Below are 24,260 nucleotides of genomic sequence, written 5' to 3'. Positions count from 1 at the left end.
CGAGGGGGCGGATCGCGCGAACGCGACCCGCCCCCTCGGTCATCCGCAGGGTGTGGCGATCAGTTCGGTGTCAGCTCAGGGTGACCGCCGTGTCGTCGATCACGAAGGACGTCTGGAGCGACGAGTCCTCCGTGCCGGTGAACAGGATCGTGACGGTCTGACCCGCCATCGACGAGACGTCGAACGTCTTCTGCGCGTAGCCCGTGTTCTTGTCGAGGTTGCTGTAGCTGGACAACGTCGTCGAGCCAGCCTTGACGGTCAGCTTGTCGTAGGCCGTCGAGGTGGTGGTCTCCGAGGTGTCGATGTGCAGCCAGAACGACAGCGTCGCGTGGCAGTTGGCGGGGATGGTCACCGACTGGGAGAGCGTGTCGGTGTGAGACGAGCCGTAACCGTCCAGCCAGGCGTTCCAGGTGCCCGTGCGCGCGGGCTCGGACGGCCCGTTCTGGCCGATCACACCCGAGGTCGACGACCACGTGGTGTTGCCGGACTCGAAGCCGGAGTTGCCGAACAGCTGACCCGTGCAGCCGCCGCCACCGCTGATGGTCCAGCTGAAGGTGGTGCTGCCGCTGCCGGCCGGGCTGGCGCTGTCCTTCGCGGTCGCGGTGACCGAGTAGGTCCCCGCGGTGGTCGGCGTGCCGGAGATCTTGCCGGTGGAGGCGTTGATGGACAGGCCGGCCGGCAGGCCGGTGGCGGTCCAGGTGTACGGCGAGGTGCCGCCGGTGGCGCTGAGCTGGAGGCTGGCGGCCGTGCCGACGGAGCCGGTCTGGCTGCCCGGGTTGGCGACCGAGACGGGCGAGGGGCCGCCGCCGCTGATCGTCCAGCTGAACGTCGCGCTGCCAGTGCCGGCAGGGGTGGCACTGTCCTTCGCGGTCGCGGTGACCGAGTAGGTCCCCGCGGTGGTCGGCGTCCCGGAGATCAGGCCGCCGGAGCTGATGGACAGGCCGGCCGGCAGGCCGGTGGCGGTCCAGGTGTACGGCGAGGTGCCGCCGGTGGCGCTGAGCTGAAGGCTGGCGGCCGTGCCGACGGAGCCGGCCTGGCTGCCCGGGTTGGTCACCGAGACGGGCGAGGGGCCGCCGCCCGCGGTGAACGCGGCGGTGCCGTTGGGCGTGCCGAGACCGGTCGGGCCGTCCCAGCCGGGGCCCGCGGTGCACATCGGCGCGCCGCAGCTGCCGTTGTTGCCCGAGGTGACGTCGTAGAGGTTGGTGGTGTGGCTGTAGGGGTAGGCCGCGGGACGGTCCGAGGCGCCGGGGGTGCCGGCAAGGGCGTAGACGGAGGCGATGATCGGCGCGGAGGCACTGGTGCCGCCGTAGACCGCCCAGCCGCTGCCGCCGTAGGTCTGGTAGACCGCGACGCCGGTCGCCGGGTCGGCCACCGCCGACACGTCGCCCTCGCCTCGGTTGGCGCAGCTGGTGTTCACGCCGTTCTGGAACGACGGCTTGGGCACGGAGCCCGAGCAGCCGCTGCCGGCGCCGCTCCACACGGTCTCCGACCAGCCGCGCGTGCCGCCACCACGGTTCAGCGTGGTGCCGCCGACCGCCGTGACGTACTGCGAGGACGCGGGGTAGCTGACGCCGAAGCCGCTGTCACCGGTGCTCGCGGTGATCGCGACACCGGCGTGGTTGAAGTAGCTGGAGTCCGAGCTGTTCTCGGTGCCGTCCTCCGAGCCGCCGTAGCTGTTGGACACGTACTTCGCGCCCATCGACACGGCCGTGTTCACCGCGGTGCCCAGGTCCGCCATCTGCGGCTGGTTCGCCTCGACCAACAGGATGTGGCACGCCGGGCAGATGGCCGACACCATGTCGACGTCCAGCGAGATCTCGCCGGCCCAGCCGGTGTCACCGGCGGGCAGCGGGCTGGTCTGCCCGTTCTCGTTGACCTTCTTGAAGCAGCCGTTGGCCGTGGTGCAGGCGGGCAGGCCGTAGGTCGATCGGTAGGTGGCCAGGTCCGACTCGGCGTTCGGGTCGTCGTTGGAGTCGACGATCGCGACCGTCGCGGTGCCACTGCCGCTGGCCGTGAGGTTGTAGGCCGACCGGAGGTCGGTCGGCCCGTAACCGCCTGGCAGGTTCGGCGTGATGTGGTCGGTCCGCTTCAACGCGAAACAGGTCGCGAAACCGGGCTTCACGGCCTGGTCGCAGACGTGGGTGGTGGACTGGGCGGCCGCAGGGACGGCCTGGGGTGATGCCGGGCTGGCGATCGCTGTTACTGACGGGGCGGTCAGTAACAGCGCGGCCAGTCCGCCAATGGCGACAAGCCCTCGCTTGACACTGCGCACGTTCCCTCCAAGGGAGTGTGACCGAATGGGTTGTTTCACCCAGCGGTGTCAGTTGTGTACAACGGGAACGAGCGCTGTGGTGGCGCTCACGTGCCACTGGCTCAAATGTGACGGCTCACAACCCTGCGGGAGCTGCTCATGGTGCCCGACACAATCGACCATCTGATGACACTTGGCCTGAAAAAGGATGAAGCGGAGGTCTACCTGGAACTACTGGCAGAGGGCACTTCCACGGTCGGCGCACTCGCCGAGAACACCGGACGCCACCCTGACAGCGTCCACTCGTGCTTCGAGGCGCTGGCCGACGCCGGACTGGTCAGCGTCGTCAACGCGGACCGGACCTCGGTCACTCCCATCCCGCCGGGACCCGGCCTCGACCTGTTGACCCGGCGCCGCGATCTGGAGCTGACCCAGGCGCGGATCACGGCCATGAACGCGTTCGACGTGTTCCGCCGGTCGATCAGCGGCGACCCGGCCGAGCACCTGATCGAGGTGATCAACGGGCCCGCCGTGGTGGACCGCATCTACCAGCTGGAGCGGTCCGCGCACACCGAGGTCCGGGGCCTCGACTCGCCGCCCTACTACGCCGACGCCGACGCCAACCAGGTCGAGCTGGACAACCTGGCCGGGGGCGTGCGGTACCGCGTGGTCTACGCGAAGGTCGCGCTCGAACGGACGGAGTACCTGGCCGGCAACGTGGTACCGGCCGCCAAGTCCGGCGAGGAGGCCAGGATCCTGCCCGACGTGCCGGTCAAGTTGATGATCATCGACGACGACTGCGCCGTGGTGTCGCTGTCGGCGGGCGACGCCGACGCCAACCAGTCCGCCCTGCTGATCCGGCCGTGCAGCCTGCTGTCGGCGCTGGTGGGACTGTTCGAGATGTGCTGGCGGGCGGCGCTGCCGCTCAGTCTCGGCGCCGGCACCGAGGGGCCCTACCTGCAACCGAGCGAACGGCGGCTGCTCGGCCTGCTCGCGGCCGGCATCGGCGACGACCAGGCGGCCCGCAGCCTCGGCGTCAGCAGGCGGACACTGTTCCGCCATCTGGAAAGCCTGATGTCGCGGACGGGCGCGGCCAACCGCTTCCAGTTGGCCCTGCACGCCATGCGCAACGGATGGATCTAGCAACGCCAAACGGTCAAGTCCGTCCAGAGGATGGAATGGAGGAGCAACGACCCGCCGCGCCTGGTTGGCTACGCCGAACAGGCGATCTTGGTGACGGGAGCGACCGGACGATGCGCGCGATCGGCTTCGCTGGATCGACGCGGCGCGACCGGGACGGCCCGGGCTCTCGGCGCGCCCCCGCCAGCAATGATAGGAAGACCCAGTGAGTGAGCCCAAGGATCTGAGCAACGACCCAGGACTGCGCGTGGCACAGGACGAGGTGGTGACGCTCGCCAGCGAGCTGATCCGCATCGACACCACCAACACCGGCGACCCCGCCACGGTGGTCGGCGAACGCGTCGCCGCCGAATGGGTCGCCGAGCAGCTCGCCGAGGTCGGGTTCGAGACGACCTACGTCGAGTCGGGCGCGAAGGGCCGGGGCAACGTCGTCGCGCGGCTGGCCGGCGCCGACCAGAGCCGGGGCGCGCTGCTCGTGCACGGCCACCTCGACGTCGTGCCGGCCGACGCGTCGGAATGGTCTGTGCACCCGTTCTCCGGGGCGGTCCAGGACGGCTACGTGTGGGGCCGCGGCGCGGTGGACATGAAGGACATGGTCGCGATGACCCTGGCCACCGCCCGCCGGCTCAAGCGCGACGGCATCACCCCGCCGCGCGACCTGATCTTCGCGTTCCTCGCGGACGAGGAGGCGGGCGGCACCTACGGCGCGCGCTGGCTCGTGCGGAACCGGCCCGAGCTGTTCGAGGGCGCGACCGAGGCGATCAGCGAGGTCGGCGGGTTCTCCATCACCCTCAAGGACGACGTCCGCGCCTACCTGGTCGAGACCGCCGAGAAGGGCATCGCCTGGCTGACGCTGCGGGTGCGCGGCACGGCGGGCCACGGGTCGATGCTGCACCGCGACAACGCGGTCACCAAGCTGGCCGCCGCGGTCAGCAGGCTCGGCCAGCACCGGTTCCCGATCGTGCTGACCGACTCGGTGCGGGAGTTCCTCGCCGGCGTCACCGAGATCACCGGCATCGACTTCCCCGAGGACGACCTCGAGGGCGCGGTCGGCAAGCTCGGCGCGGTGTCGCGGATGATCGGCGCGACGCTGCGCGACACGGCCAACCCGACGATGCTGTCCGCCGGCTACAAGGCCAACGTGATCCCCACGGTCGCCGAGGCCACGGTGGACTGCCGGATCCTGCCCGGCCGCCAGGAGGCGTTCGACCGCGAGCTTGCCGAGATCCTCGGCCCGGACGTGGAACGCGAGTGGCTGAGCCTGCCGCCGGTGGAGACCACCTTCGACGGCGCGCTGGTCGACGCGATGACGGCGTCGATCACCGCGGAGGACCCCGGCGCGCACGTGCTGCCGTACATGCTCTCCGGCGGCACGGACGCCAAGTCGTTCCAGGAGCTCGGTATCCGGTGCTTCGGCTTCGCCCCGCTGAAGCTGCCGCCGGACCTGGACTTCTCCGGCCTGTTCCACGGCGTCGACGAGCGGGTGCCGGTGGATGCGCTTAAGTTCGGCACGAGGGTTCTGGATCGGTTCCTGCGCAACTCCTAGGAGCGCCATGGCAACCACGGCTGAACTCAGCGGCAAAGGCGCGCTGGTCACCGGCGGCGCGTCCGGCATCGGCGCGGCGGCCGCGCGCCGGCTGGCCGGGCTGGGCGCGCGCGTCGCCGTGGTCGACGTGGACGAGGTCGGCGCGCGGCGGGTCGCCGAGCAGGTCGGCGGCTTGGCGGTGGTCGGGGACGTCAGCGATCCGGCCACGATGCCCTCGGCCGTCGGGCGCGCGGAGGCCGAGTTCGGCCGGCTGGACCTGGTGCTGCTCAACGCGGGGGTCGGCGGTGGCCAGCGCGCCGTCGACGACGCGCTCGACGTGGCCAGGTACCGCAGTGTCGTCGGGGTCAACGTCGACCACGTCGTGTTCGGCACCTGCGCCGCCGTGCCCGCCCTGCGCAGGTCGGGCGGCGGCAGCATCGTCGTGATGGCCTCGCTGGCCGGGCTGACCGCCATGCCGGCCGACCCGCTGTACACGATGACCAAACACGCGGTGGTCGGCTACGTCCGGGCGGCCGGCGCGGCGCTCGCGGCCGACGGGATCACGCTGTGCGCGCTGTGCCCAGGGTTCGTGGACACCCTGCTGCTCGGCGCGGCCAGGGAGGAGTTCGACCAGCTGGACTTCCCGCTGCTCACCCCGGACAACGTCGTGGACACGCTGCTGGCGGTGCTGGCGCGCGGCGGCCCCGGGGAGGCATGGACCGTGCAGCCCGGCCAGGAGGGCGGCCCGTACCGGTTCCGGGGCGTGCCCGGCGTCGGCGGCGGCAAGCTGCCGCCCGAGGTCGCCATCGGCTAGCGCGGTGTCCAGGAAAGGTCACCGGCGGACCGTCAGGCGTTCGCCGCGTACCGCCAGAAGTCCCGCATCACGGCGTTCGGGGTCGGCCCGGTCATGCCGGCCTGGGTGAGCAGGATGCTGACCGCGCCGGTCGACGGCGTGACGTGCGCGGCCGTGCCGGTACCGCCGACCCAGCCGTAGCGTCCCGGCACGTTCCACGGGTCGAGGGCCGCGACGTCGACCGAGCCGCCGAAACCCCAGCCCTGACCCTCCAGGAACAACCGGCTGGCGTCGCGCTGGGGCTGGGTCAGATGGTCGGTGGTCATCAGCCGGACCGACTCCGCCGACAGCAGCCGCCTGCCGTCGACGATCCCCCCGGCGTTCAGCAGCCGGCCGAAGGCATACCAGTCGTCGACGGTCGAGGCTAGGCCGCCCGCGCCGGACGGGAAGGCATGCGGGGTGGTCCACTGCCCGTCGGGAGCGTCGGCGAGCCGCAGTCCGCCGTCCGGCTCCGTCCAGTAGAAGCTGGTGAACCGGTCCAGCCGGTCGGCCGGCACGCCGAATCCGGTGTCGGTCATGCCGAGCGGCTCGAACAGCCGCTCCGCAAGGAACTCGGGGAAGGGCTGGCCGGACGCCCTGGCGACCAGCACGCCCTGAAGATCGGAACAGGTGTTGTACAGCCACGCGTCGCCGGGCTGGTGGACCAGCGGAATGCGCGCCAGCGTGGCCATCCACTCGTCCGGCGCCGGCATGCTCTGCGGGTTGCGGCCGTCCCGCTGCACCTCCTCGAACATCACCTGGATCACCGGCAGCGTGAAGTCGGCGGGGAAGCCGTACCCAGCGCGGGAGGTGAGCAGGTCGAGCACCAGGATCGGCCGCGCGGCTGGGACCACGTCGTCGACCGGACCGCCCGGCGTGCGGACCACGGTCGGCGTCGCCAGCTCGGGCAGCCACCGCGCGACCGGGTCGTGCAACGCGATCCGGCCATCCTCCACCAGCATCAGCACCGCGGCGGCGGTGACGGGCTTGGTGATCGAGGCGACGCGGAAGATCGAGTCCCTGGCCATCGGGGCGGAACCCTCGACGTCCACGGAGCCGACCGCCGCGACCTCGACCTCGTCGCCCCGGCCGACCAGGGCCACCGCGCCCGGCATCGATCCGTTGTCCACGTGCCGCTGGAGAATGTCGCGCAGGCTGGTCATTGAGCCGCCCTTCCGAGTGTGCCGTCGGAGGGCAGGCTAACCAAGTGGGCCGACGGTCGCGCGCCGTCGGCCCGATCGGCTCAGATCATCTGCTCAGGGCGTCGGGCCCAGAGCCGTTGGGCGGCCTAGAGAATGGTGAGCCAGTCGGCGTGCTCGGGCAGCCGACCGCGCGCCGCGTCCAGGTAACGCTGCCGGAGGGCGCGCGCCACCGGCGCGGTGCCGTCACCGATCCGCCGCCCGTCCAACTCCGGGATGGCCAGCACGCCGGACGCGGTGCCGGTGGTGAACACCTCGTCGGCGTCGTGCAGCTGCGGCACGGTCAGGTCCCGCTCCGCGACCTCGTAGCCGAGCTCGGCGGCCAGCACCAGCACCGTGGCCCTGGTCAGCCCCGGCAGCAGCGACCTGGTCGCCGGGGGCGTCGACACGAGATTCCCGTGCACCGCGAACAGGTTCTCCCCGGTGCTCTCGCAGACGAAGCCGTCCTCGTCCAGGAAGATCGCCTGCTGCACGCCGCTGGACCTGGCGTGCCCGAACGCGATGACGCTCAGCAGGTAGTTGCCGGTGAGCTTCGCGTTGTACAGCGCGGCATGCGCCTTGGGGCGCGGATACGGGGAGACCTGCGCGGTGGTGCCGGCGTCCGCGTCCCGGTCGGAGTAGCCGGACCAGGCGAACGGCACCAGCGCCACGTGCACCGGGTTGAGCCAGTGCGCGAAGATGATGTTGGGCTCGCCGACGAACACCAGCGGCCGCACGTAGGCGTCGTCGAGACCGTTGGTGCGCAACACATCGCACGCCCCCTCGACCAGATCCCCATGCGTGTGGCCGAGTTCGAGGCCGATGGCCGACGCGGAGGAGCGCAGCCGGGCGAGGTGGTCGGCCAGCCGGAACGCCGCGACCCCGCCGCCGTCCTGCCGATAGGACCGGAAGCCGTCCAGCGCGCCGAAACCGTAGTGCAGCGAATGGGTCAGCAGCCCGACCCTGCTGTCCTCCGCGTCGACGACCTTGCCGTCCAGCCACACCTGCCCGACCGGCTCGATCATCACGCCTCCTCGGTGTTGGTCCGCCAGGTCAGCTCGACGCCGTTGCCGATGTCGAGCGTGAAGGAGTAGGCCCCAGGAGCATTCCGCACGTGCTCGACGTACTCCTGCATCAGGTCCGCCGTCGCGGTCGGCCGGCAGATGTTGTCGGCCACGATCACGCCGCCCTCGCGCAGCTTCGGCCACGCCGCGTCGAACTCCCTGACGTAGAGGTCCTTCCAGTGGTCGATCAGCACCACGTCGAACGGCCCGGCCAGCCTGGGGATCACCGCGCCGGCGTCCTCCACGAGGACGTCGACGTGGTCGCCGAGGCCGGCGGCGGCGAGGTTGTTCCCGAGCTGCACCGCCTTGTCCGGCTCCGGTTCGAGGGACAGCGCGTGGCCGCCGGTGTGCGTCAGCGCCTCGGCGAGCCAGACCGTCGAGTAGCCGACGGAACCGCCGACCTCCAGCACGAACTTCGCGTCGGTGATCCGCACCAGCGCGTTGAGCAGCCTGCCGACCTGCGGGCCGACATCGAGCATCAGCCCCGGCGCCGCGGCGCGGGTGGCCGCGGCGCCGACGCCGTTGAGGCGCTCCAGTTCGGGCTGCTCACGGGCCGACCGCTCCTCCAACCTGGCCAGCACGGCCTCGATCGCCGGGGCCACCTGCATGACGTCCTCCTTGTCCGGTGTGGCACCGCGGGCCGGCGTTTCCCTTGCCCAGCAGGGTTTCCCGGCCGCGGTGATCAGACGGTCTGTTCGGCCGGCGCGTCGCTGCCGGCCACGATGGTCGACCACAACGGGTCGTGCTTGAGACAGATCTCCCGGAACAGGCCCCACTGGTAGACCTTGCGCGCCTCGATCGAGCGCCACATGGCCAGCCGCACCCTGTGCTGCATCTCGGCGGTCACCGCGTACTTGCGGATCAGGTCCTGCGCCTCGCCCGCGTGCTTGTCGTCGCCGCCGTAGTCCAGCTCCAGCCGCTCGTCGCCGGCGTGGATGCGGAACACCTCCAGCGCCTCGTCGTCAAGGCCGAACTGCGCGGACAGCGCCGCGGCGATCTTCCTGAACCGGTTGGGGATGGTCAGCTCGATCGCGAAGCTGCCGGCCGCGAGGCCCTCGAGCCAGTGGTAGTCGCGGACCAGGTGCTGGCGGTACTCCACGTACAGCAGCGTCTCCGGGTACGGCTCGGTGAACTCCAGCTCCTCGTCGCTGACGCCGAGCGCCCTGGCCAGCTGCCGCACCGTCACCGGGTGCTCCCGCAGCGGGTTGAACTCACCGAGCTCCTCGGCGAAGTTCGCGCCCATCACCTGGCGGGCGTCGTAGAAGTAGCCGGCGTTGGCCGCGATCTGGCCGATCACCGACGGGAACATCCTGGAGTCGACGTACCACTGCTTGACCCACGCCTGGACGCCCGACAGCGGAATGCGACCGGCGATCAGGCGCTCGTAGAACGGCCCGATGTTCGCGGCCGCAGAGGTGAGCACCTCGTTGGTCAGTCCGTCGACGAAGTCGCCGGGATCCTGGGCCTGGGGGAGTGGATCGGACAACCGCGTCGACGGCTTGCCGACGGTCGCGTGCGCCAGATCGGGCATGGTGTCACTGGACATCGTGCTGGTCCTTTCTGTCTGCGATTGGCTCTGCCATCGGGTTTGGGCAGATCGGGTTTGGGCGGATCGGGTCGGGCCGGATCGGGCTGGGGCAGGTCCGGACGCGCGCGGCAACCGCCGACGCGCCAGGTCCTCGGCGGCCTCGTACCACGAGACGCCAGAACGGTTCGCGCGCGCGATCACCTCGCGGGTGGTGTCCCGAACCTGCGACCCGACCCGGTCGAACAGGTACTTCGTCAGCGAGGCGACGTCGGGAGCGTCGTCGACCCCGGGCAGCGAGTCGGTCAGCACCAGGGCGGTCACGGTCGCGCTGCCGCAGTTGGCGACGATTCCCGGCAGCACGGGGATCCCGCGCGCGGCCAGCGCGCGCAGCGCGTCCCGCGTGCACGGCGAGTTGGCGCCCTCGACCACCAGGCTTGCCTGGACCCGGTCCGCGTTCCCCGCGTGCAGCGCGCCGCCGCCCGCGGCGAGCACGAGGATGTCGGCGTCGACGTCCAGCCACGCGTCGGGCCTGCCGGACAGCAGCAGGCCGTCCGGCAGGGCGGTCCGATCGATCGTGCCGGCGGCGTCGGTGGCCGCGAGCACCAGGTCCAGCGGCAGCCCGCCCGGCGCCGCGACCACCCCGAGCCGGTCCGCGACCGCCACGACGATGGCGCCGAGCTGGGTGAGCTCCTGGGCGGCTCCACGCCCCACGATGCCGAAGCCCTGGAGCGCCACGGTCCTGCCCTCGCCGGACACGGCGACCGAGGTCGCCTCGGCGACGCCGTGGCCGGTGATGTCGGCCAGGTGCTCCCACAGCTGTCCCCACGAGCAGGGCAGCGGGCGCCGCGGCGAGATGGCGGACTCGTCGAAACCGGCCGCCTCGAACAGGATCGCCCTGTCCCGGTAGGTGACGCCCTGGTCGCTGCCGAGGTAGACGCCGTCGCGCAGCAGCGGGGCCGCCCAACGGCCGAAGTCCCGCAGCGCGCGGTCCCGGCGCTCGCCCTCGGGCAGCGCGCACCGGATGCCGGCCTTCGCGCCGCCGATCGGCAGCCCGGCCAGCGCGAGCTTCAGGGACATCTGGTTGGCGAGCCCGGCGACGTCGTCGAGCGTCACCCCGGGGGTCATCCTGGTTCCGCCAACGGCGCGACCGCCGACCATCGCGTCGACGACGACGTATCCCTGAAAGTCTGGAGACTGCACGACAAAGGTGTCACCTAATAACGGCAGCATTATTCTGGCCCCCCAGTAGGCGCAGTCGTCGACCGCCTGTTCAGGAACGTAACCCAGGCGGCTTCACTGTATTTCTCATGCTCCGAACGGGCTAGCTCTCCACAGGTGTTCGACCGACCGGCGTCAACCAGTGGCCGCAGCGTCCATAATGTGTCTCGGTCACCCACACTAGCGCTGTCCGAACTCCGTAGCTAGGGTCAATAAATTCATTGTCGCGTGTCCGAGATTGATCAGGAATGATCAGAACTGATTCGGGAGTCTGCCGGTGAGACAGATCTTGTTCGTGTACGTGCGCGGCGGTACTCCGCTGGCCCACTCGCTGCCGGCCATCGCCGCGTGCGGCGCGCTGCACGTGCTCGCGATCGTGCCGCTGCCCTCGGTGGAGACGGAGCTGTGGCGCCCGCTGTGCGCTTCGGTCACCGAACTCGACGGCCCGCCGCCGACCGGGGACGCGCTGGTCGAGCTGATCGTCGGGCACGCCGAGCGGGTGGCCGCGGACGCGGTCATCGCCACGTCCGAGTTCGCCATGGTGCCGGTCGCCGAGGCCGCCACCCGGCTCGGCCTGCGCGGGGCGGGCCCCGGCGTGCTGCGGGCCAGGGACAAGCGGCTCATGCGCGACACCTGGGCGGACGCCGGCGTCCCCGTGCCGGGCTACCGTCGGGTGGCGAGCCTGCGCGACCTCCGCGCCGGCTGCGCCGAGCTGACCCCGCCGCTGCTGCTCAAGGCCGCGTGGGGCGCGGGCTCCATGGGTCAGGCCGAGCTCGGCGGCGTCGAGGACGCCGAGCGGGTCTGGGCCGCGGCCAACGCGGCGGTCGGCAGGGTTCGCGCGACCGGCATCGGCGAGCTGCGCGAGGCCGGCACCGACGCGACGTTCCTCGTCGAGGAGATAATTAACGGCTCGACCTCAGGGTGGTATGAAACCGACAAACGGTACGGTCCATACGTAAGCGTCGAGGGAATCGTTTCTTCCGGCACCTACCATCCAATTAGCCTGACCGGCCGAATGCCCACAGTTCCGCCATTCATCGAACCTGCGAACCTAGCGCCGTGCGTCCTTTCGGAGCAATTGCAGCGAAGAGTGGAAAAAGTTGCGACGATTGCCGTGGACGCGCTCGAACTCGATACCTGCGGCACGCACACCGAGATCATGTTGGGGCCGGACGGCGAACTCACCGTCATCGAGTCCGCCGCCAGATTCGGTGGCTGCATGTTGGTCCGGGAAATCGAGGACGTGTTCGGGCTCGACATGATCTCGATGCTCACTAGGGAATTGCTCGGCGAGCGGGTGGAATACCCCGAACGGATGCGCACCGCGGGCACGGGCGCAGCCGCGACGCTCGCCATGATCGCCGCCGACTCGGCCGGTCGGCCGTGGCGGGACCAGCGGATCTGGGACGACCGCGAGCTCGACTGGTCCACGCTCGTCTCGGCTGGCACGTCGGTGTCGGTCGTCGAGCAGCAGACGCTGCCGCGCGGCACCCTCATCCCGAGGTACGACCCCAGCGACGGCGCGCTGAACTGGGCCGGGATCTTCTACCTGCGGGCCGCCGATGCGGAGACCCTGCTGCGGGACTGCTACGGAATCCTGGACAACCTGCACCTCGCGCTGCCGGAGGCGGTGCCCGCCCGGTGACCGTGGCCGACGAGGCCCCCGGCGGCGTGCTGGCCACGCTGCGCGGCCTGCCGCGCCCCGCCGCGCTGCTGCTGGTCGGCGTCGCGATCAACCGGATGGGCTCGTTCATCCAGATCTACCTGGTGCTGTACCTGACCGGCACCGGGGTGTCGCCGTCGGCGGCCGGGCTCGCGCTGACCGCCTACGGCGCGGGCGCGCTGTGCGGGGTGTTCCTCGGCGGCGTGGTCACCGACCGGTTCGGCGCGCGGCGCACCATCGGCGGCTCGACGTTGCTCGGCGGCGCGCTCGTCGGGGCGCTGCCGTTCGTGCACGCCTACCCGCCGCTGGTCGCGCTGTGCGCGGCCGCCGGCCTCACCGCGCAGGCGTACCTGCCGGCGGCCAGCTCGCTGCTCGCCGCCGTGACCCCGGCGCGGCGACTGGTGATGGTCTCCGCGGTCTACCGCCTCGCGCTCAACCTTGGCGCGATGCTCGGACCGCTGATCGGCGCGGCACTGGCGGCGCTGTCCTACCGCGTCGTCTTCCTCACCAACATGGGCACCTCGCTGGTGTTCGGCGCGGTCGCCCTAGCCTGGCTGCCTCGTGCGGTGTCCAGAAACGTCGCCGCAAGGACGGCCGAGCGGCGGCAGGGCGGCTACCGGGTGGTGCTCCGCGACCGCCGCTACCTGTTGGTCGTCGGGTCGCTGGTGCTGATGGCGATCGTGGAGTGCCAGTACCTGGCCACCCTGCCGCTGCAACTGCACGCGTGGGGGATGCCGACGGCGCTGTACGGCGCGCTCGTGGCGACCAACGCGCTGCTGGTGATCCTGTTCGAGCTGCCGCTGACCAAGGTCGTGCAGACCTGGCCGCTGCGCCGCGCCATCCCGTGCGGCGTCGGGCTGATCGCCACCGGCGTCGTGCTGTACGGGGTGCGCGCCGGCATCGTCCTGCTGGTGGTCGCGACCGTCGTCCGCACGCTCGGTGAGATCGCGGCGGCCCCGTCCCTGACGGCGTATCCCGCGATCATCGCGCCGCCCGAGGTGCGCGGCAGGTACATCGCGGCGCTCGGCGCGGCCCAGAGCGTCGGCTACGCCGTCGGTCCCGCGCTCGGCGCGGTGCTGTTCCAGTACGCGAACTGGTCGGCGTGGGCGGCGTTCGGCGCGATCGGCGTCGGCGCGGTGCTGCTCGCGCTGCTCGGTGTCCGGCAGCCCGATCCGGTACCGGCGCGACCCGGTTCCACTTGACAGCCGGCCGGCGGCGCGCGAAGTTACTGCAAAGTAGGTAACGGGAGCGGCCGAAAGGAGTCCGGCATGGCGGCGGAGCGGCTGAGACTGGAGGACGGCACCGAGCTGCACCTGGTCCGCAGCGGCCCACCGGATGCGGCGCTGACGGTCGTGCTCGCCCACGGCTACGCGCTCGACCACCGCAGCTGGCACCGGGTAGTCGAGCAGCTGCCCTCGGCGTTCGGCGAGGCCGTGCAGGTCATCGCCTACGACCACCGGGGGCACGGCGAGTCCGGTCCGGCCACGAGCGAGACGGCCACTTAGAGCTCCTAACACAATGGCGAGCCGAACAGTCATCGTGTTAGGAACTCTTAGCCCCGTGGCAGGACCTCGCTGAGGACGGCGGGCAGGGCGTACCAGTCGGAGGACACGACGCTGGCGTGCGCGGCGGCCAGCTGCGCCACCCTCGCCTGCGCCTGCGGGATGGGCGGGGCGGTGTCGTTGAGCGTTGGCGGCACGTTGTGCGCGTCGGTCATCACCAGGATGTAGTGGTTGATGTCGTACCAGTCCGTGCCACCCTGCTTCACGTAGCTGGCGGCGTCGCCGTCGAAGAACACGAACCACGGGCGCAGACTCGCGTCGGAGTACTGGGTGCGCGGGTCGCCGGTGGCCGCGCCGAGCACGGCGGGAAACGCGGTCGCCTGGCCGATCCGGCCTGCGGCGGCCAGATCCCGCAGATAGCGGGAGTACTCGACGTCGGTGTGCAGGGTGTCGAACGGGTTGGCGAGCTCCACGGTGCCGGGGATGACGTAGGCGAGCGCCCGGCCGGCGAGCGCGGACCTGGTCGGCCACGCGTTGGCCCGCGCGGCGGCGTCCGGACTGGGGTAGCGGCCCGCCATCAGGTCGGCGGGGCGGAACAGCGCGCCGCCGAGATGCGCGGACAGCACCGCGTCGAACTCGGCCGGCCCCATGCCGAGGTTGGCCTCGAACCCGTTCTTCAGCTCGACCTTGAGGTAGACCGGTCCCGCGGAGGGGTGCGCGGCCAGCCAGATCCGCACGTCGTCCAGGCATGAGCCGAGGTCCTTGTTGGCGGAGCCCCGGTACAGGTCGGCTGGCCCGGCCGCGTCGACGCAGTTGTTGGCGTTGCCGAACGGGTTGCTGTGGCTCACCTTCCACTCGCCGGTGATCACGTCGGTCCACGCGTCCAGCTCGATCATGCTGGTGCCGGTGTCCAGCGCCTGCGCCAGATAGCCGTAGTCGGCGGGGTTGTAGGTGTTGTGCACGCCGGTGCCGGTGACCTGCGACAGCGGCGCCGTCGCCGTGGTCGCGCCGGCCGGACCGGCGGCCGACATCGTCGCCAGCGCGGCCAGGGCCAGTGCGCTGCCGAGCACGCCAGCGCGCCGAAGCCGGTGGATCGCCATCTCGCCTCCCGAGCACCCGTCGCCGGCCGCCGAGGCCGGCGCACACCAAGGAACTGAAACGGATTCACGCTAGCGAGCCGGGGCGGGGCGGCAACAGCCTTCGCGTGAACACCGCCTGACCACTCGACGAGCATCCGCCGCCGTATTTGAATGAGCGTTACAGAACTGCTAGCGTCGCCGACATGGTTCGTCCCAAGGAGTTCGATCCGGCCGTGGTGGTCGACAACGCGATGACCGCGTTCTGGTCGAAGGGGTTCGCGGCGACCACGGCGCAGGATCTGGTCGACTCCACCGGTCTCGGGCGGGGCAGCCTCTACAACACCTTCTCCAGCAAGGCCGCGCTCTTCCTGGAGGCGTTGCGCCGGTACGACGACCAGTGGACCAGGCGCCAGGCGGCCATGCTCACCGGCAAGGGCGCCGTGCGGGACCGGATCCGAACGCTGCTGATGACCGTCGTCGTCAAAGAGACCTCGCCGGGCGAGCCGGACGGCCCGCGCGGTTGCCTCGCGGTGAACGCGGCCGTCGAGCTGGCCGACCGGGATCCCGAGGTACGCGCGCTGGTCAAGGACGTCTTCGTCCGCATGGAGAACGCGTTGTGCGCGGCCATCGAGGAGGGCAGGTCCACCGGCGAGCTGGCCGACGGCCTGCCGGCGCGGGACCTCGCGTGCTACGTGCTTAACTCGATGTACGGCCTGCGGGTGCTCGGCAAGACCGCCGACCGCGCCGCGCTGGAACGCGTCGTCGAGGTCGTGCTCGCGGCCCTGTAGCCCCGCACGGAACCGGTAATCCCTTGGGGTGCAAGGGAAATGTCGCACCACAACCTGTGAGGAGCACTGTCTATGTCAACAGGGTCGCAGCCGAGGGTCGCCGTGCTCGGCACGGGCATCATGGGATCTCCGGTGGCACGCAACCTCGCCAGGCGCGGATTCGAGGTGCGGGCCTGGAACCGGACCAGGAGCAGGGCCGAAGAGCTTGTGCCGCATGGGATCCGGGTCACCGACACCGCGGCCGAGGCGGTCGACGGCGCGGACGTCGTCGTCACGATCCTCAAGGACGCGCCGTCGGTGGCCGAGGTGATCACCTCGGCCCTGCCCGGCCTGCGCGACGGCGTGGTCTGGGTGCAGCTGAGCACCGTCGGCGAGGCGGTGGACGAGCTCGCCGCGCTGGCCGCCGAGCACGGCCTGGTGTTCGTCGACGCGCCCGTGTGGGGCACCCGCCAGCCGGCCGAACTCGGGCAGTTGGTGGTGCTGGCGGCCGGTCCGTCGAGCGTGCGCGACCAGGTCCAGCCGCTGTTCGACGCGATCGGCCGGCGCACGGTGTGGGTGTCCGACAACGACACGGCCGGCGCCGCCAGCCGGCTCAAGCTGGTGCTCAACACGTGGGTGATCGCGCTGACGCACGGCGTCGGCGAGGCGTTGGCGCTGGCCAAGGGGCTCGGTGTCGACCCGAAGGACTTCGTCGACGTCGTCACCGGCGGACCGACGGACAACGGCTACTTCCAGGCCAAGTCGGCGGCGATCGTGTCCGGCGACTTCAGCACGAGCTTCTCGGTCGACAACGCGGACAAGGACGCCCGGCTGGTGCTGGCGGCCGCCGAACGCGCCGGGCTCAGCCTGGACCTGATCGCCGCCTGCCAGGCCAGGTTCGCCAGGGCCTCGGCCCTCGGGCACGGCGACGAGGACATGGCCGCCGGCTATTTCGCGAGCTTCCCGGAGAACTGATCGAAGACGCGAGGCGCGCCGGCCCGCCGTGGGACCCGGCCACTGGGGCGGGGTCGCCGCTCTTTGAGATGATCATGCGGCGGCGTCGGGAATCGGCCTCGGGTGGCCGGCTTCCGCGCTAGCGTCGGGATCGGGCACGGTTGTCGGGATCGAAGGGCGTTACGTGACGGGTCGGTTCAGTGCGTTGTTGCGGGAATTGCGTCGGCAGGCCGGAATGACGCAGGAGCAGCTGGCGGAGCGTTCCGGCGTCGGCGTCCGCACGATCCGAGGGTTCGAGACCGGCGAGCGCACCGACCCGAGAACGATGACCGTGCAGCTGCTGGCCGACGCGTTGGCGTTGCGGCCGTCCCAGCGGGACGAGCTGTTGGCCGCGACCATCCACGCGCAGCCGGCGGCCCCGTCCGGGCCGGTGCCCCGGCAGCTGCCCGCGCCGCCCGGCGCGTTCGTCGGCCGCGACCGCGAGCTGGACGCGCTCACCGCCGCCCTGGACGACGCGGCCGCCGAGGGGGCCCCGGTGGTGGTGTCGGCGATCGGTGGCGGCGGGGGAGTCGGCAAGACCTGGCTCGCGCTGCACTGGGCGCACCAGCAGCTCGCGGAGTTCCCCGACGGGCAGCTGTTCGCCGATCTTCGTGGGTTCAGCCCGCACAGCGAGCCGCTGCCGACGGGTACGGCCGTGCGAGGGTTTCTCGACGGGCTCGGTGTTGAGCCGGGTCGTGTCCCGGTCGACCTGCCGGCCCAGGCCGCGCTGTACCGGAGCCTGGTCGCGGGGCGGCGGATGCTGATCCTGTTGGACAATGCCGCCGACGCCGAGCAGGTCGTGCCGCTGTTGCCCGGCGGGGACTCGTGCGCCGTGGTGATCACCAGCCGTCGGACGTTGACCGGGCTGATCGCCAGGCACGGCGCGCGCCAGCTGCCCCTTGGCATGCTCAGCGCGCAGGAGGCGCACGCGTTGTTGGCCTACCGGGTCGGCGCGGACCGGGTGGCGGCGGAGCCCGCGGCGGTGGCGGAACTGGTCGCGCTGTGCGGTGGGCTGCCGCTGGCGCTGGGCATCATCGCCGGCCGCGCCAACATCCACCCCAGGGTTCCGTTGGCGGAGTTCGCCGCGGAGCTGCGGGAGATCGGGCTGGAGGCGTTGGAGGACGAGGACCCCTCGGCGAGCCTGCCGGCCGCGCTGTCCTGGTCCTATCGATCGCTGACCGCCGACCAACAGGTGATGTTCGGGTTGCTGGCCCTCGCGCCCGGCGCGGACATCAGCCCGCCGGCCGCAGCAAGCCTGATCGGTCTGCCGTTGCCGCAGGCGCGGACGTTGTTGCTGGCGTTGGAGCAGGCGTCGTTGCTGAGCCGCGACCGCGACGGCCGGTACCTGATGCACGACCTGATTCGCCGCTACGCCACCGGCATGGCGGGCCGGCAGCTGTCGGCGGAGGTCAGGGAGGACGCGCTGCGGCGGGTGGTCGACTTCTACCTGCACACCGCCCACCTCGCCGACCGACTCCTTGACCCGCACCGCCCGCCGGTCCAGCTCGACCAGCCCGCGCCGGGCTGCGTCCCGGATCAGCTGGCCGACTACGCGGCGGCGCTGGCCTGGTTCGACGCCGAGCACCTGTGCCTGCTGGCCGCCCAGGGCGCCGCGACCACCCGCGGCTGGCACCAGGCGGTGTGGAACCTGGCCTGGACGCTGGGCACCTTCCAGGACCGGCGGGGCCGCCGCCACGACCGGCTCGCGGTCTGGCGCGCCGGGCTGGCCGCCGCCCAACACCTGCCCGACCCCACCACCCGCACCCGCGCCCACCGGGTGCTCGGCTACGCCTACACCGAGGTCGGGCAGCACGACGAGGCGACCGGCCACCTGAGCCAGTCCCTTTCCCTTGCCGTGGAACAACATGACCGCACCAACCAGGCGCACACGCACCGGTTGCTCGCGCACGCCTGGGAGCAGCGCGGGGACGACCAGAGAGCCCTTGAGCACGCCACCAGGGGCCTCGAGCTGTACCGCGCCCTGGACAACCCGGTCTGGGAGGCCGACGCGCTCAACCAGGTGGGCTGGCACGCGGCCCAGGCCGGCGACCACGACCGGGCCAGGGGCCACTGCCAGGCCGCGCTCGCCCTGCACCGCACGCACGACAACCCGGACGGCGAGGCGTACGCCCTGGACACCCTTGGCCACATCGCCCACCGCACCGGCCAACACCAGCAGGCCGTCGACCTCCACCGGCAGTCCCTCGCCCTGTTCCGCGAGCTCGGCGACACCATCGAGGCCGCCAACACCCTCGACCGGCTCGGCCACCCACACCTGGCGCTCGGCCAGCGCGACCAGGCCCGCGCGGTCTGGCAGGAGGCGCTGGAGCTGTACCGGGCCCAACAGCGCCACGACGACGCCGACAGCACCAGGCGGAAGCTCGACGCGCTGGACGATCCGCCCGGCGAATGAGCGGGCCGGGCCCGCGCTGTCAGGACGGCTCGTTGAACTGGTAGTCGAGGCCAATGCGGCCGTCCGCGTCCAGCACCACGAAGTCGAAGCCGACTGCGGCGATCGTGCCGTCGGCCGAGGACACCATGTGCCAGTTGAACTTGATCCCGTCGTGGTGCCCGACCGCGTTGCCCGCGGAGACGAACTGGTACTTGCCGGTGCCGACGAACTGCTCGTACGCCTCGGTGATCCGGTCGAACATCGCCTCGTGCCCCCGGAACTCCCGCGTGTCCGTGAAGTGCGCGCAGTCCTTGGCCCACAGCTCGGCGATGCTCGCGCGGCGGAGCTCCGCGTCGGGCTCGTTCCACTGCGCGGCGAAGCGGCTGGCGAACTCGGTGGCGTCACTCATGGTGGTGTCCTCACGTGGTTGTGGGAATGGACTACGAGCGGGAGTCGGGCGCACCGGGGCCGGCAGCGCCACCCCGAGGCGCAGGTCGTCGCTCATGGAGACGATCATGTGCGGAGTCCGCGACGCCGACAATTCCCCGCAGGGAATGGCGCCGAGCCCCGGAAGGAGCTGAACTACGTCCGTGACAGCACCGACAGCGCCGACCGCGTTCGCCAGCACGTTGCGCGACTGGCGGACCCGCCGCAGACTGAGTCAGCTGGAGCTGGCGCTCCGCGCGGGCACCACCCAGCGGCACCTGAGCTTCATCGAGATGGGCCGGTCGAGGCCGGGCAGGGACATGGTGGTGCGGCTGGCCGAGTCGCTGGAGCTGCCGCTGCGCGAGCGCAACACTCTGCTGCACACGGCGGGTTTCGCGCCCGTCTACCCGCAGACCGCGCCGACCGATCCCGGCATGCGGCCGGTGATGGCCGCGCTGCGCCAGGTGCTGGACGGTCACCAGCCCTACCCCGCGATCGTCACCGACCGCTACGGCGAGACGCTCGCCGTCAACGCGGCGCTCGGCGTCCTCACCGAGGGCTGCGACCCGGTCCTGGTCGCGCCGGGCTTCAACGCGCTGCGGCTGGCCCTGCACCCCGACGGCATGGCGCCGCGCATCGTCAACCTCGACCAGTGGGGCAGGCACATCACCGAGCGGCTGCGGCAGGAGATCGCGCGCAACCCCGACGACCGGCTCGCGGACCTGCTCGCGGAGCTGGAGGGCTATCTCGCGGACCACCCGATCGACCGGGGCGCGGGGTTCCTCGGTTTCGCGGTGCCGCTGCGCCTGCGTACCGAGGACGGCGAGCTGCGGCTGCTGACCACCCTGGCCACCTTCGGCACCGGGCTGGACGTCACGCTGGCCGAGCTCATGCTTGAGGCGTTCCTGCCAGCGGACGAGGCCACCGCCGAGGTGCTACGCCGCCGGGCCGCGTGAACTTTCCCTTGTGCTGGTCAGGCCGGTTCGGAATGCTCTGCCTCCGTGTGATCATCCCCCTGGGGATCGATCGGAGACGGGCAGCGAACGACCTTCCAGCCTGACGAGGAGAACCATGCGAACCGTTTCGAGACTGCTGTGCGCCGCGGTGATGGCCGCCGCGGTCGTCGCGCCGATGACGGCGGCGACGGCCAGTGCCGCGGAGCCGGACGCCGTCGCGGCCGCGCACTCGGCGACGTGCACCTACCTGCCGGACCCGCCGGCCGCCCGCCCGGTGAGCTTTCCCTCGCCGCACGCCAGCACCCGCCCGTTCCGCGAGGTGCTGCTGACGAACTTCGGCCCGATCGTCATCGACATGTTCGCGGACAAGGCCCCGTGCACCACGCACTCCATCCGGCACCTCGGCGCGCAGGGCTTCTACAACGACACCAAGTGCCACCGGCTGACCACCCAACGGATCTACGTGCTCCAGTGCGGCGACCCGCTGGCCACCGGTGAGGGCGGCCCCGGCTACAAGTACGACGACGAGAACCTGACCGGCGCGACCTACCCGGCCGGCACGGTGGCGATGGCCAACGCCGGGCCCGCCACCAACGGCAGCCAGTTCTTCTTCGTGTACCAGGACACCAAGCTGCGCCCCAACTACACGCCGTTCGGCCGCGTGGTGTTCGGCATGGACGCGCTCAAGCGGATCGGCGCGGCGGGCACCACCGACGGCGGCCCGGACGGCGCGCCGAAGAACCCGGTCGAGATCAAGTACGTGTTCGCGATCGGCTGATCCGGGGTCGTCCGCTCCGGCGCGCGCCGGAGCAGACGACTCGCGCGCGGGCTCGGTCACTGGTACTAACTGGTCGCATGCCTCTGACTGGTGAATACGAGCCCAATCCCAACGAGTGGGTGCAGCAGCAGGTGGAGCAGTACGAGAGCTCCGGCGGCGCCGAGGGCAACATGATGATGGGCAAACCGGTGATCATCCTGACCACCAGGGGAGCCAAGTCCGGCAAGATCCGCAAGGTTCCGCTGATGCGGGTCGAACACGATGGCCGCTACGCCGTGGTCGCCTCGCTCGGCGGCGCGCCGAAGCACCCGGTCTGGTACCACAACGTGGTCGCGGACCCGCACGTCGAGTTGCAGGACGGCCCGACCCCGCAGGACATGATTGCGCGCGAGGTCACCGGCGAGGAGAAGGCGCTGTGGTGGGAGCGCGCCGTCGAGGCCTGGCCGGACTACACCGAGTACCAGACGAAGACCGATCGGGTGATTCCCGTTTTCGTGCTGGAGCCCGCGAACTGACGGATGTGAGCTGACGGACGAAGGGGGCGACGCTCGGCGTCGCCCCCTTCGTCTGCTTCATGACATCATTGGTGCAAAAAAGTTCGATAGCTTCAGTGTTGAATGAAGTTAATCTTTCGACCCAAAACCGGGCACCTCAGCGGGGGAGTGGGCCGGCCAGCTCGCTGAATCGTTCGGCCTGCTCGATGGGGTTGCCCGGCTGCGCGGCGACCAGGGCCGCCTCGGCGGTCGGCACGGGCAGGCCGACGCCGGCGCAGCTGAGGTCGGCGGTCGGCACCCGGCCGTCCACCACGAACGCCTCGACGGTGTCGTTGACGCACGGGTTGGTGAACGCGTACTGGCCGTGGTCGCCCTCGTTGGTGACGGTCAGCATCCGCGAGCCGGCGAACCGCTGGTGGGCTCGCAGCGCGCCCTCGTACGGCGTGGCCGGGTCGTGTTGCGACTGCACCATCAGCACCGGCGGCACGCCCCGGCCCGTCGGCGTCCTGAGCTGGACGTCGGGTCGGTGCCAGTACGTGCACGGCGCGATGAGCACGAAGTACCCGACCAGCGGGTACTGCCGGCCCTGGCGCCCCGACTCGTCGAGCACGCCCTGCGGGTCGAGCGGGGTCTGCATGTCGTTGCACATGATGGCGTGGAACGTGGCGTTCTCCGCGTCGTCGTTCTTCGCCAGCTGCCGCGCTACCGGGACGAGGGCCTGCCGGCCGGCGTCGGTCGGTGCGGCGACGACCTGGATCAGGGTGTTGAACGCCTTGGTGGCCGCGGAGAAGCTGGACTTGCTGTACATGGCCCTGACGAACAGAAAGTCCAGCAGTGGCGCGGTGAAGCGGTTGCCGTCGGGCAGCGCGACGGGCCGCGCGGTCAGTGCCGCCCGCAGGCTCTCGTACTGCCGGCGAACCTGCTCGCCGGTCACGCCGAGGTGGAAGACCGAGTCGTACGTGGCGACCCAGGGCAGGTAGTCCTCCCGGAAGCGGCGCTCGAACCCGAGGCCGAATCGGGCGAACACGTCGTGCCAGGTGCCGGTGAAGTCGGCGTTGGAGTCGAGCACGAACTTGTCGACGCGGTTGGGGAAGTAGGTGGCGTAGTAGGCGCCGAGCCAGGTGCCGCCGGAGTAGCCGATCCAGTTGACCTTGTCCCTGCCGAGCAGGTGCCGCAACAGGTCGAGGTCCCGCACGGTCTGCTCGGTGGTGATGTACCGGCCGAGGTCGCTGGACTTCACCTGGCAGAACTTCGCCTGCAACTGGGCCGTGGACAGGAGAAGGTCGAGGTTGCCGTCGCTGCGGTCCCTCGGGTCGACCTGGCCGACCCAGTTGTCGTCACCGCAGCTGCCGGCGCTGCTGCTGCCGGTGCCGCGCACGTCGATGCCGACGATCTCCATGCTGTCCAACAGCTTTGTGCGGTTGGACGCGAGGAACACGAGCGGCAGCGTGCGTCCCGCCGCGCCGGGGCCGCCGGGATTGGTCAGCACGGTGCCCTTGGGTTGGCCGTTGACGGGCCGCAGGCGGCTGACCGCGATGGTGAGGTCGGGTCCGTGTTCGGGGTGGTGCCAGTCCCTTGGCGTGGTGTAGCTGCCGCACTGTAGGCGTTCGGAGCCGGGCGGCAGTCCCGGCGGGATGTGGTTGGGGTCGAGGCAGGGCTGCCAGTCGATGGTCTGGTTCAGGTAGCGCGCCGGTGTGGCGAGGGCCTGGTCGGTGTCGGTGGGCGCGGCGGCGGTGGCGGAGTAGCCGCCGGCCAACAGCGTGCCGATCACGGTCAGCGCGGTCAGCGCGAACCGGGTTGTGCGCATGGTGCCCCCATTGCGATAGCCGATTTCCGGCGAGTGGCCGGTGGGACAAGCTCACTCGCGCGGGGCGTTCCGGACAACGGCACCAAGGTGGAACCTGCCTCATCCTTCCGGTTGAGGCCATTTGCGTCGGCCCTGGTGAAAGGCGGCACGGCGACTGTCAGCGGTGAACTAGGATGAAGCCGCGCCGATTCGTGGTCCATCGGTGCTGACGTCGGACGTGCGCGGTTGGGCAGGAGGTGGGCGGTGGTTGACTCGGCGTCGGGCGCGTCGGTGCTCGCGGGGAAGATCGACACGCTCTTCCGGATCGTTCGTCGCCCCAACCGTGAGCCCTACAGCAACGAGGAGGTCGCGAGGGCGTGTCGGGAGGCCACCGGCGAGACGTTCTCGGCCACCTATCTGTGGCAGTTGCGGACGGGTCGGCGGGACAATCCGACCAAGCGTCATCTCGAGGCGCTCGCCCAGTTCTTCCAGGTTCCGCCCGCATACTTCTTCGACGACGAGCAGGGCGCGGTGATCGCGGAGGAGCTGGAGCTGCTCGGGGCGCTGCGCGACTCCGGGGTCCGCGACGTGGCGCTGCGCGCTGTGACTCTTTCGCCGGACGGGCTCGCCACGATCAGTGACATGATCGAGGCGATCGCCCGGCGCGAGGCCGGCCGAGGTCAGTAGC

Annotated in this window: 21 protein-coding genes; 13 read left to right on the top strand and 8 right to left on the bottom strand. The window is 71.1% G+C overall.

The features are described 5' to 3' along the window. Positions 1–70: 70 nt before the first annotated feature. Positions 71–2,272 carry a putative Ig domain-containing protein gene (locus F0L68_RS32140; RefSeq protein ID WP_223199315.1) on the bottom strand — a complete coding sequence of 734 codons (2,202 nt, stop codon included), beginning with the start codon at positions 2,270–2,272 and terminating at the stop codon, positions 71–73. Between the two features lie 138 nt (positions 2,273–2,410). Here F0L68_RS32140 and F0L68_RS32135 point away from each other — a divergent pair, with 138 nt between their 5' ends. From F0L68_RS32135 to F0L68_RS32125, 3 genes are all read left to right on the top strand, one after another. After that, positions 2,411–3,394: a helix-turn-helix transcriptional regulator gene (locus F0L68_RS32135; RefSeq protein ID WP_149853612.1), complete on the top strand. Its 984-nt coding sequence runs from the start codon at positions 2,411–2,413 to the stop codon at positions 3,392–3,394. Between the two features lie 202 nt (positions 3,395–3,596). Continuing rightward, positions 3,597–4,937 (top strand): M20/M25/M40 family metallo-hydrolase, encoded by a 1,341-nt coding sequence (locus F0L68_RS32130; protein WP_223199314.1) that lies wholly within the window; start codon positions 3,597–3,599, stop codon positions 4,935–4,937. Between the two features lie 7 nt (positions 4,938–4,944). Next, positions 4,945–5,730, top strand: a complete 786-nt coding sequence (locus F0L68_RS32125; protein ID WP_149853611.1) for an SDR family oxidoreductase — start codon at positions 4,945–4,947, stop codon at positions 5,728–5,730. Positions 5,731–5,762: 32 nt separating this feature from the next. On the opposite strand, the gene F0L68_RS32120 is transcribed toward F0L68_RS32125, so the two are convergent. The 4 genes from F0L68_RS32120 to F0L68_RS32105 all read right to left on the bottom strand — a co-directional run bounded on the left by F0L68_RS32120 (position 5,763) and on the right by F0L68_RS32105 (position 10,718). Beyond that, on the bottom strand, positions 5,763–6,911 hold the full coding sequence (locus F0L68_RS32120; protein WP_149853610.1) for a serine hydrolase domain-containing protein: 1,149 nt from the start codon (positions 6,909–6,911) through the stop codon (positions 5,763–5,765). Between the two features lie 125 nt (positions 6,912–7,036). After that, positions 7,037–7,951, bottom strand: a complete 915-nt coding sequence (gene ilvE / locus F0L68_RS32115) for a branched-chain-amino-acid transaminase (protein WP_149853609.1) — start codon at positions 7,949–7,951, stop codon at positions 7,037–7,039. Further along, positions 7,951–8,598, bottom strand: coding sequence for an O-methyltransferase (locus F0L68_RS32110; protein WP_223199313.1), 648 nt, complete (start codon positions 8,596–8,598; stop codon positions 7,951–7,953). Before F0L68_RS32110 ends, ilvE begins: the two co-directional genes overlap by 1 nt. Before the next feature lie 74 nt (positions 8,599–8,672). After that, complete coding sequence (locus tag F0L68_RS32105) at positions 8,673–10,718, bottom strand: iron-containing redox enzyme family protein (protein ID WP_188316938.1); 2,046 nt, start codon at positions 10,716–10,718, stop codon at positions 8,673–8,675. 295 nt (positions 10,719–11,013) lie between these two features. On the opposite strand from F0L68_RS32105, the gene F0L68_RS32100 reads away from it, so the two are divergent. The 3 genes from F0L68_RS32100 (at position 11,014) to F0L68_RS32090 (ending at position 13,904) form a co-directional block, all read left to right on the top strand. Beyond that, positions 11,014–12,381: an ATP-grasp domain-containing protein gene (locus tag F0L68_RS32100; RefSeq protein ID WP_149853607.1), complete on the top strand. Its 1,368-nt coding sequence runs from the start codon at positions 11,014–11,016 to the stop codon at positions 12,379–12,381. Then, entirely contained in the window at positions 12,378–13,601 is a 1,224-nt protein-coding gene (locus tag F0L68_RS32095) for an MFS transporter (RefSeq protein WP_149853606.1), read from the top strand. Before F0L68_RS32100 ends, F0L68_RS32095 begins: the two co-directional genes overlap by 4 nt. Positions 13,602–13,667: 66 nt before the next feature. Further along, a complete protein-coding gene (locus F0L68_RS32090) occupies positions 13,668–13,904 on the top strand; it encodes an alpha/beta fold hydrolase (protein WP_188316937.1) in 237 nt (78 codons plus the stop codon). Between the two features lie 47 nt (positions 13,905–13,951). Here the strand turns inward: F0L68_RS32090 and F0L68_RS32085 are convergent, their stop codons facing one another. Further along, complete coding sequence (locus tag F0L68_RS32085) at positions 13,952–15,001, bottom strand: phosphatidylinositol-specific phospholipase C domain-containing protein (RefSeq protein WP_149853605.1); 1,050 nt, start codon at positions 14,999–15,001, stop codon at positions 13,952–13,954. Between the two features lie 182 nt (positions 15,002–15,183). On the opposite strand from F0L68_RS32085, the gene F0L68_RS32080 reads away from it, so the two are divergent. The 3 genes from F0L68_RS32080 (at position 15,184) to F0L68_RS32070 (ending at position 19,153) form a co-directional block, all read left to right on the top strand. After that, positions 15,184–15,768, top strand: a complete 585-nt coding sequence (locus F0L68_RS32080) for a TetR/AcrR family transcriptional regulator (RefSeq protein ID WP_149853604.1) — start codon at positions 15,184–15,186, stop codon at positions 15,766–15,768. A gap of 72 nt (positions 15,769–15,840) precedes the next feature. Continuing rightward, the gene (locus F0L68_RS32075) at positions 15,841–16,722 is read left to right on the top strand and encodes an NAD(P)-dependent oxidoreductase (protein WP_149853603.1); all 882 of its coding nucleotides are present in this window, start codon (positions 15,841–15,843) and stop codon (positions 16,720–16,722) included. Positions 16,723–16,885: 163 nt separating this feature from the next. Further along, positions 16,886–19,153 (top strand): tetratricopeptide repeat protein, encoded by a 2,268-nt coding sequence (locus F0L68_RS32070; RefSeq protein ID WP_223199312.1) that lies wholly within the window; start codon positions 16,886–16,888, stop codon positions 19,151–19,153. Positions 19,154–19,172: 19 nt separating this feature from the next. Here F0L68_RS32070 and F0L68_RS32065 read toward each other — a convergent pair whose 3' ends face one another. Next, positions 19,173–19,541 carry a hypothetical protein gene (locus tag F0L68_RS32065; protein ID WP_149853601.1) on the bottom strand — a complete coding sequence of 123 codons (369 nt, stop codon included), beginning with the start codon at positions 19,539–19,541 and terminating at the stop codon, positions 19,173–19,175. A 181-nt stretch (positions 19,542–19,722) separates the two neighbouring features. On the opposite strand from F0L68_RS32065, the gene F0L68_RS32060 reads away from it, so the two are divergent. The 3 genes from F0L68_RS32060 to F0L68_RS32050 all read left to right on the top strand — a co-directional run bounded on the left by F0L68_RS32060 (position 19,723) and on the right by F0L68_RS32050 (position 21,807). Next, a complete protein-coding gene (locus F0L68_RS32060) occupies positions 19,723–20,514 on the top strand; it encodes a helix-turn-helix domain-containing protein (RefSeq protein WP_149853600.1) in 792 nt (263 codons plus the stop codon). Between the two features lie 115 nt (positions 20,515–20,629). Further along, positions 20,630–21,292 carry a peptidylprolyl isomerase gene (locus F0L68_RS32055; RefSeq protein ID WP_149853599.1) on the top strand — a complete coding sequence of 221 codons (663 nt, stop codon included), beginning with the start codon at positions 20,630–20,632 and terminating at the stop codon, positions 21,290–21,292. Between the two features lie 77 nt (positions 21,293–21,369). Continuing rightward, positions 21,370–21,807, top strand: coding sequence for a nitroreductase family deazaflavin-dependent oxidoreductase (locus F0L68_RS32050; RefSeq protein ID WP_149853598.1), 438 nt, complete (start codon positions 21,370–21,372; stop codon positions 21,805–21,807). A 136-nt stretch (positions 21,808–21,943) separates the two neighbouring features. Here F0L68_RS32050 and F0L68_RS32045 read toward each other — a convergent pair whose 3' ends face one another. Continuing rightward, the gene (locus tag F0L68_RS32045; RefSeq protein ID WP_149853597.1) at positions 21,944–23,593 is read right to left on the bottom strand and encodes an alpha/beta hydrolase; all 1,650 of its coding nucleotides are present in this window, start codon (positions 23,591–23,593) and stop codon (positions 21,944–21,946) included. 243 nt (positions 23,594–23,836) lie between these two features. On the opposite strand from F0L68_RS32045, the gene F0L68_RS32040 reads away from it, so the two are divergent. After that, entirely contained in the window at positions 23,837–24,259 is a 423-nt protein-coding gene (locus F0L68_RS32040) for a helix-turn-helix domain-containing protein (RefSeq protein WP_188316936.1), read from the top strand. Position 24,260 lies beyond the last annotated feature (1 nt).

The organism is Solihabitans fulvus, from assembly GCF_008386585.1.
Taxonomy (GTDB): Bacteria; Actinomycetota; Actinomycetes; order Mycobacteriales; family Pseudonocardiaceae; genus Solihabitans; species Solihabitans fulvus.
Note: the sequence above shows the minus strand (reverse complement) of the source record. Positions and strands in the feature narration are given on the sequence as shown.

Bases quoted from the DNA above. Each gene is read 5' to 3' on its own strand.
- F0L68_RS32135 (WP_149853612.1), top strand. From the start codon at position 2,411: ATGGTGCCCGACACAATCGACCATCTGATGACACTTGGCCTGAAAAAG.
- F0L68_RS32125 (WP_149853611.1), top strand. From the start codon at position 4,945: ATGGCAACCACGGCTGAACTCAGCGGCAAAGGCGCGCTGGTCACCGGC.
- F0L68_RS32120 (WP_149853610.1), bottom strand. From the start codon at position 6,911: ATGACCAGCCTGCGCGACATTCTCCAGCGGCACGTGGACAACGGATCG.
- ilvE (WP_149853609.1), bottom strand. From the start codon at position 7,951: ATGATCGAGCCGGTCGGGCAGGTGTGGCTGGACGGCAAGGTCGTCGAC.
- F0L68_RS32110 (WP_223199313.1), bottom strand. From the start codon at position 8,598: ATGCAGGTGGCCCCGGCGATCGAGGCCGTGCTGGCCAGGTTGGAGGAG.
- F0L68_RS32090 (WP_188316937.1), top strand. From the start codon at position 13,668: ATGGCGGCGGAGCGGCTGAGACTGGAGGACGGCACCGAGCTGCACCTG.
- F0L68_RS32085 (WP_149853605.1), bottom strand. From the start codon at position 15,001: ATGGCGATCCACCGGCTTCGGCGCGCTGGCGTGCTCGGCAGCGCACTG.
- F0L68_RS32080 (WP_149853604.1), top strand. From the start codon at position 15,184: ATGGTTCGTCCCAAGGAGTTCGATCCGGCCGTGGTGGTCGACAACGCG.
- F0L68_RS32075 (WP_149853603.1), top strand. From the start codon at position 15,841: ATGTCAACAGGGTCGCAGCCGAGGGTCGCCGTGCTCGGCACGGGCATC.
- F0L68_RS32065 (WP_149853601.1), bottom strand. From the start codon at position 19,541: ATGAGTGACGCCACCGAGTTCGCCAGCCGCTTCGCCGCGCAGTGGAAC.
- F0L68_RS32055 (WP_149853599.1), top strand. From the start codon at position 20,630: ATGCGAACCGTTTCGAGACTGCTGTGCGCCGCGGTGATGGCCGCCGCG.
- F0L68_RS32050 (WP_149853598.1), top strand. From the start codon at position 21,370: ATGCCTCTGACTGGTGAATACGAGCCCAATCCCAACGAGTGGGTGCAG.
- F0L68_RS32045 (WP_149853597.1), bottom strand. From the start codon at position 23,593: ATGCGCACAACCCGGTTCGCGCTGACCGCGCTGACCGTGATCGGCACG.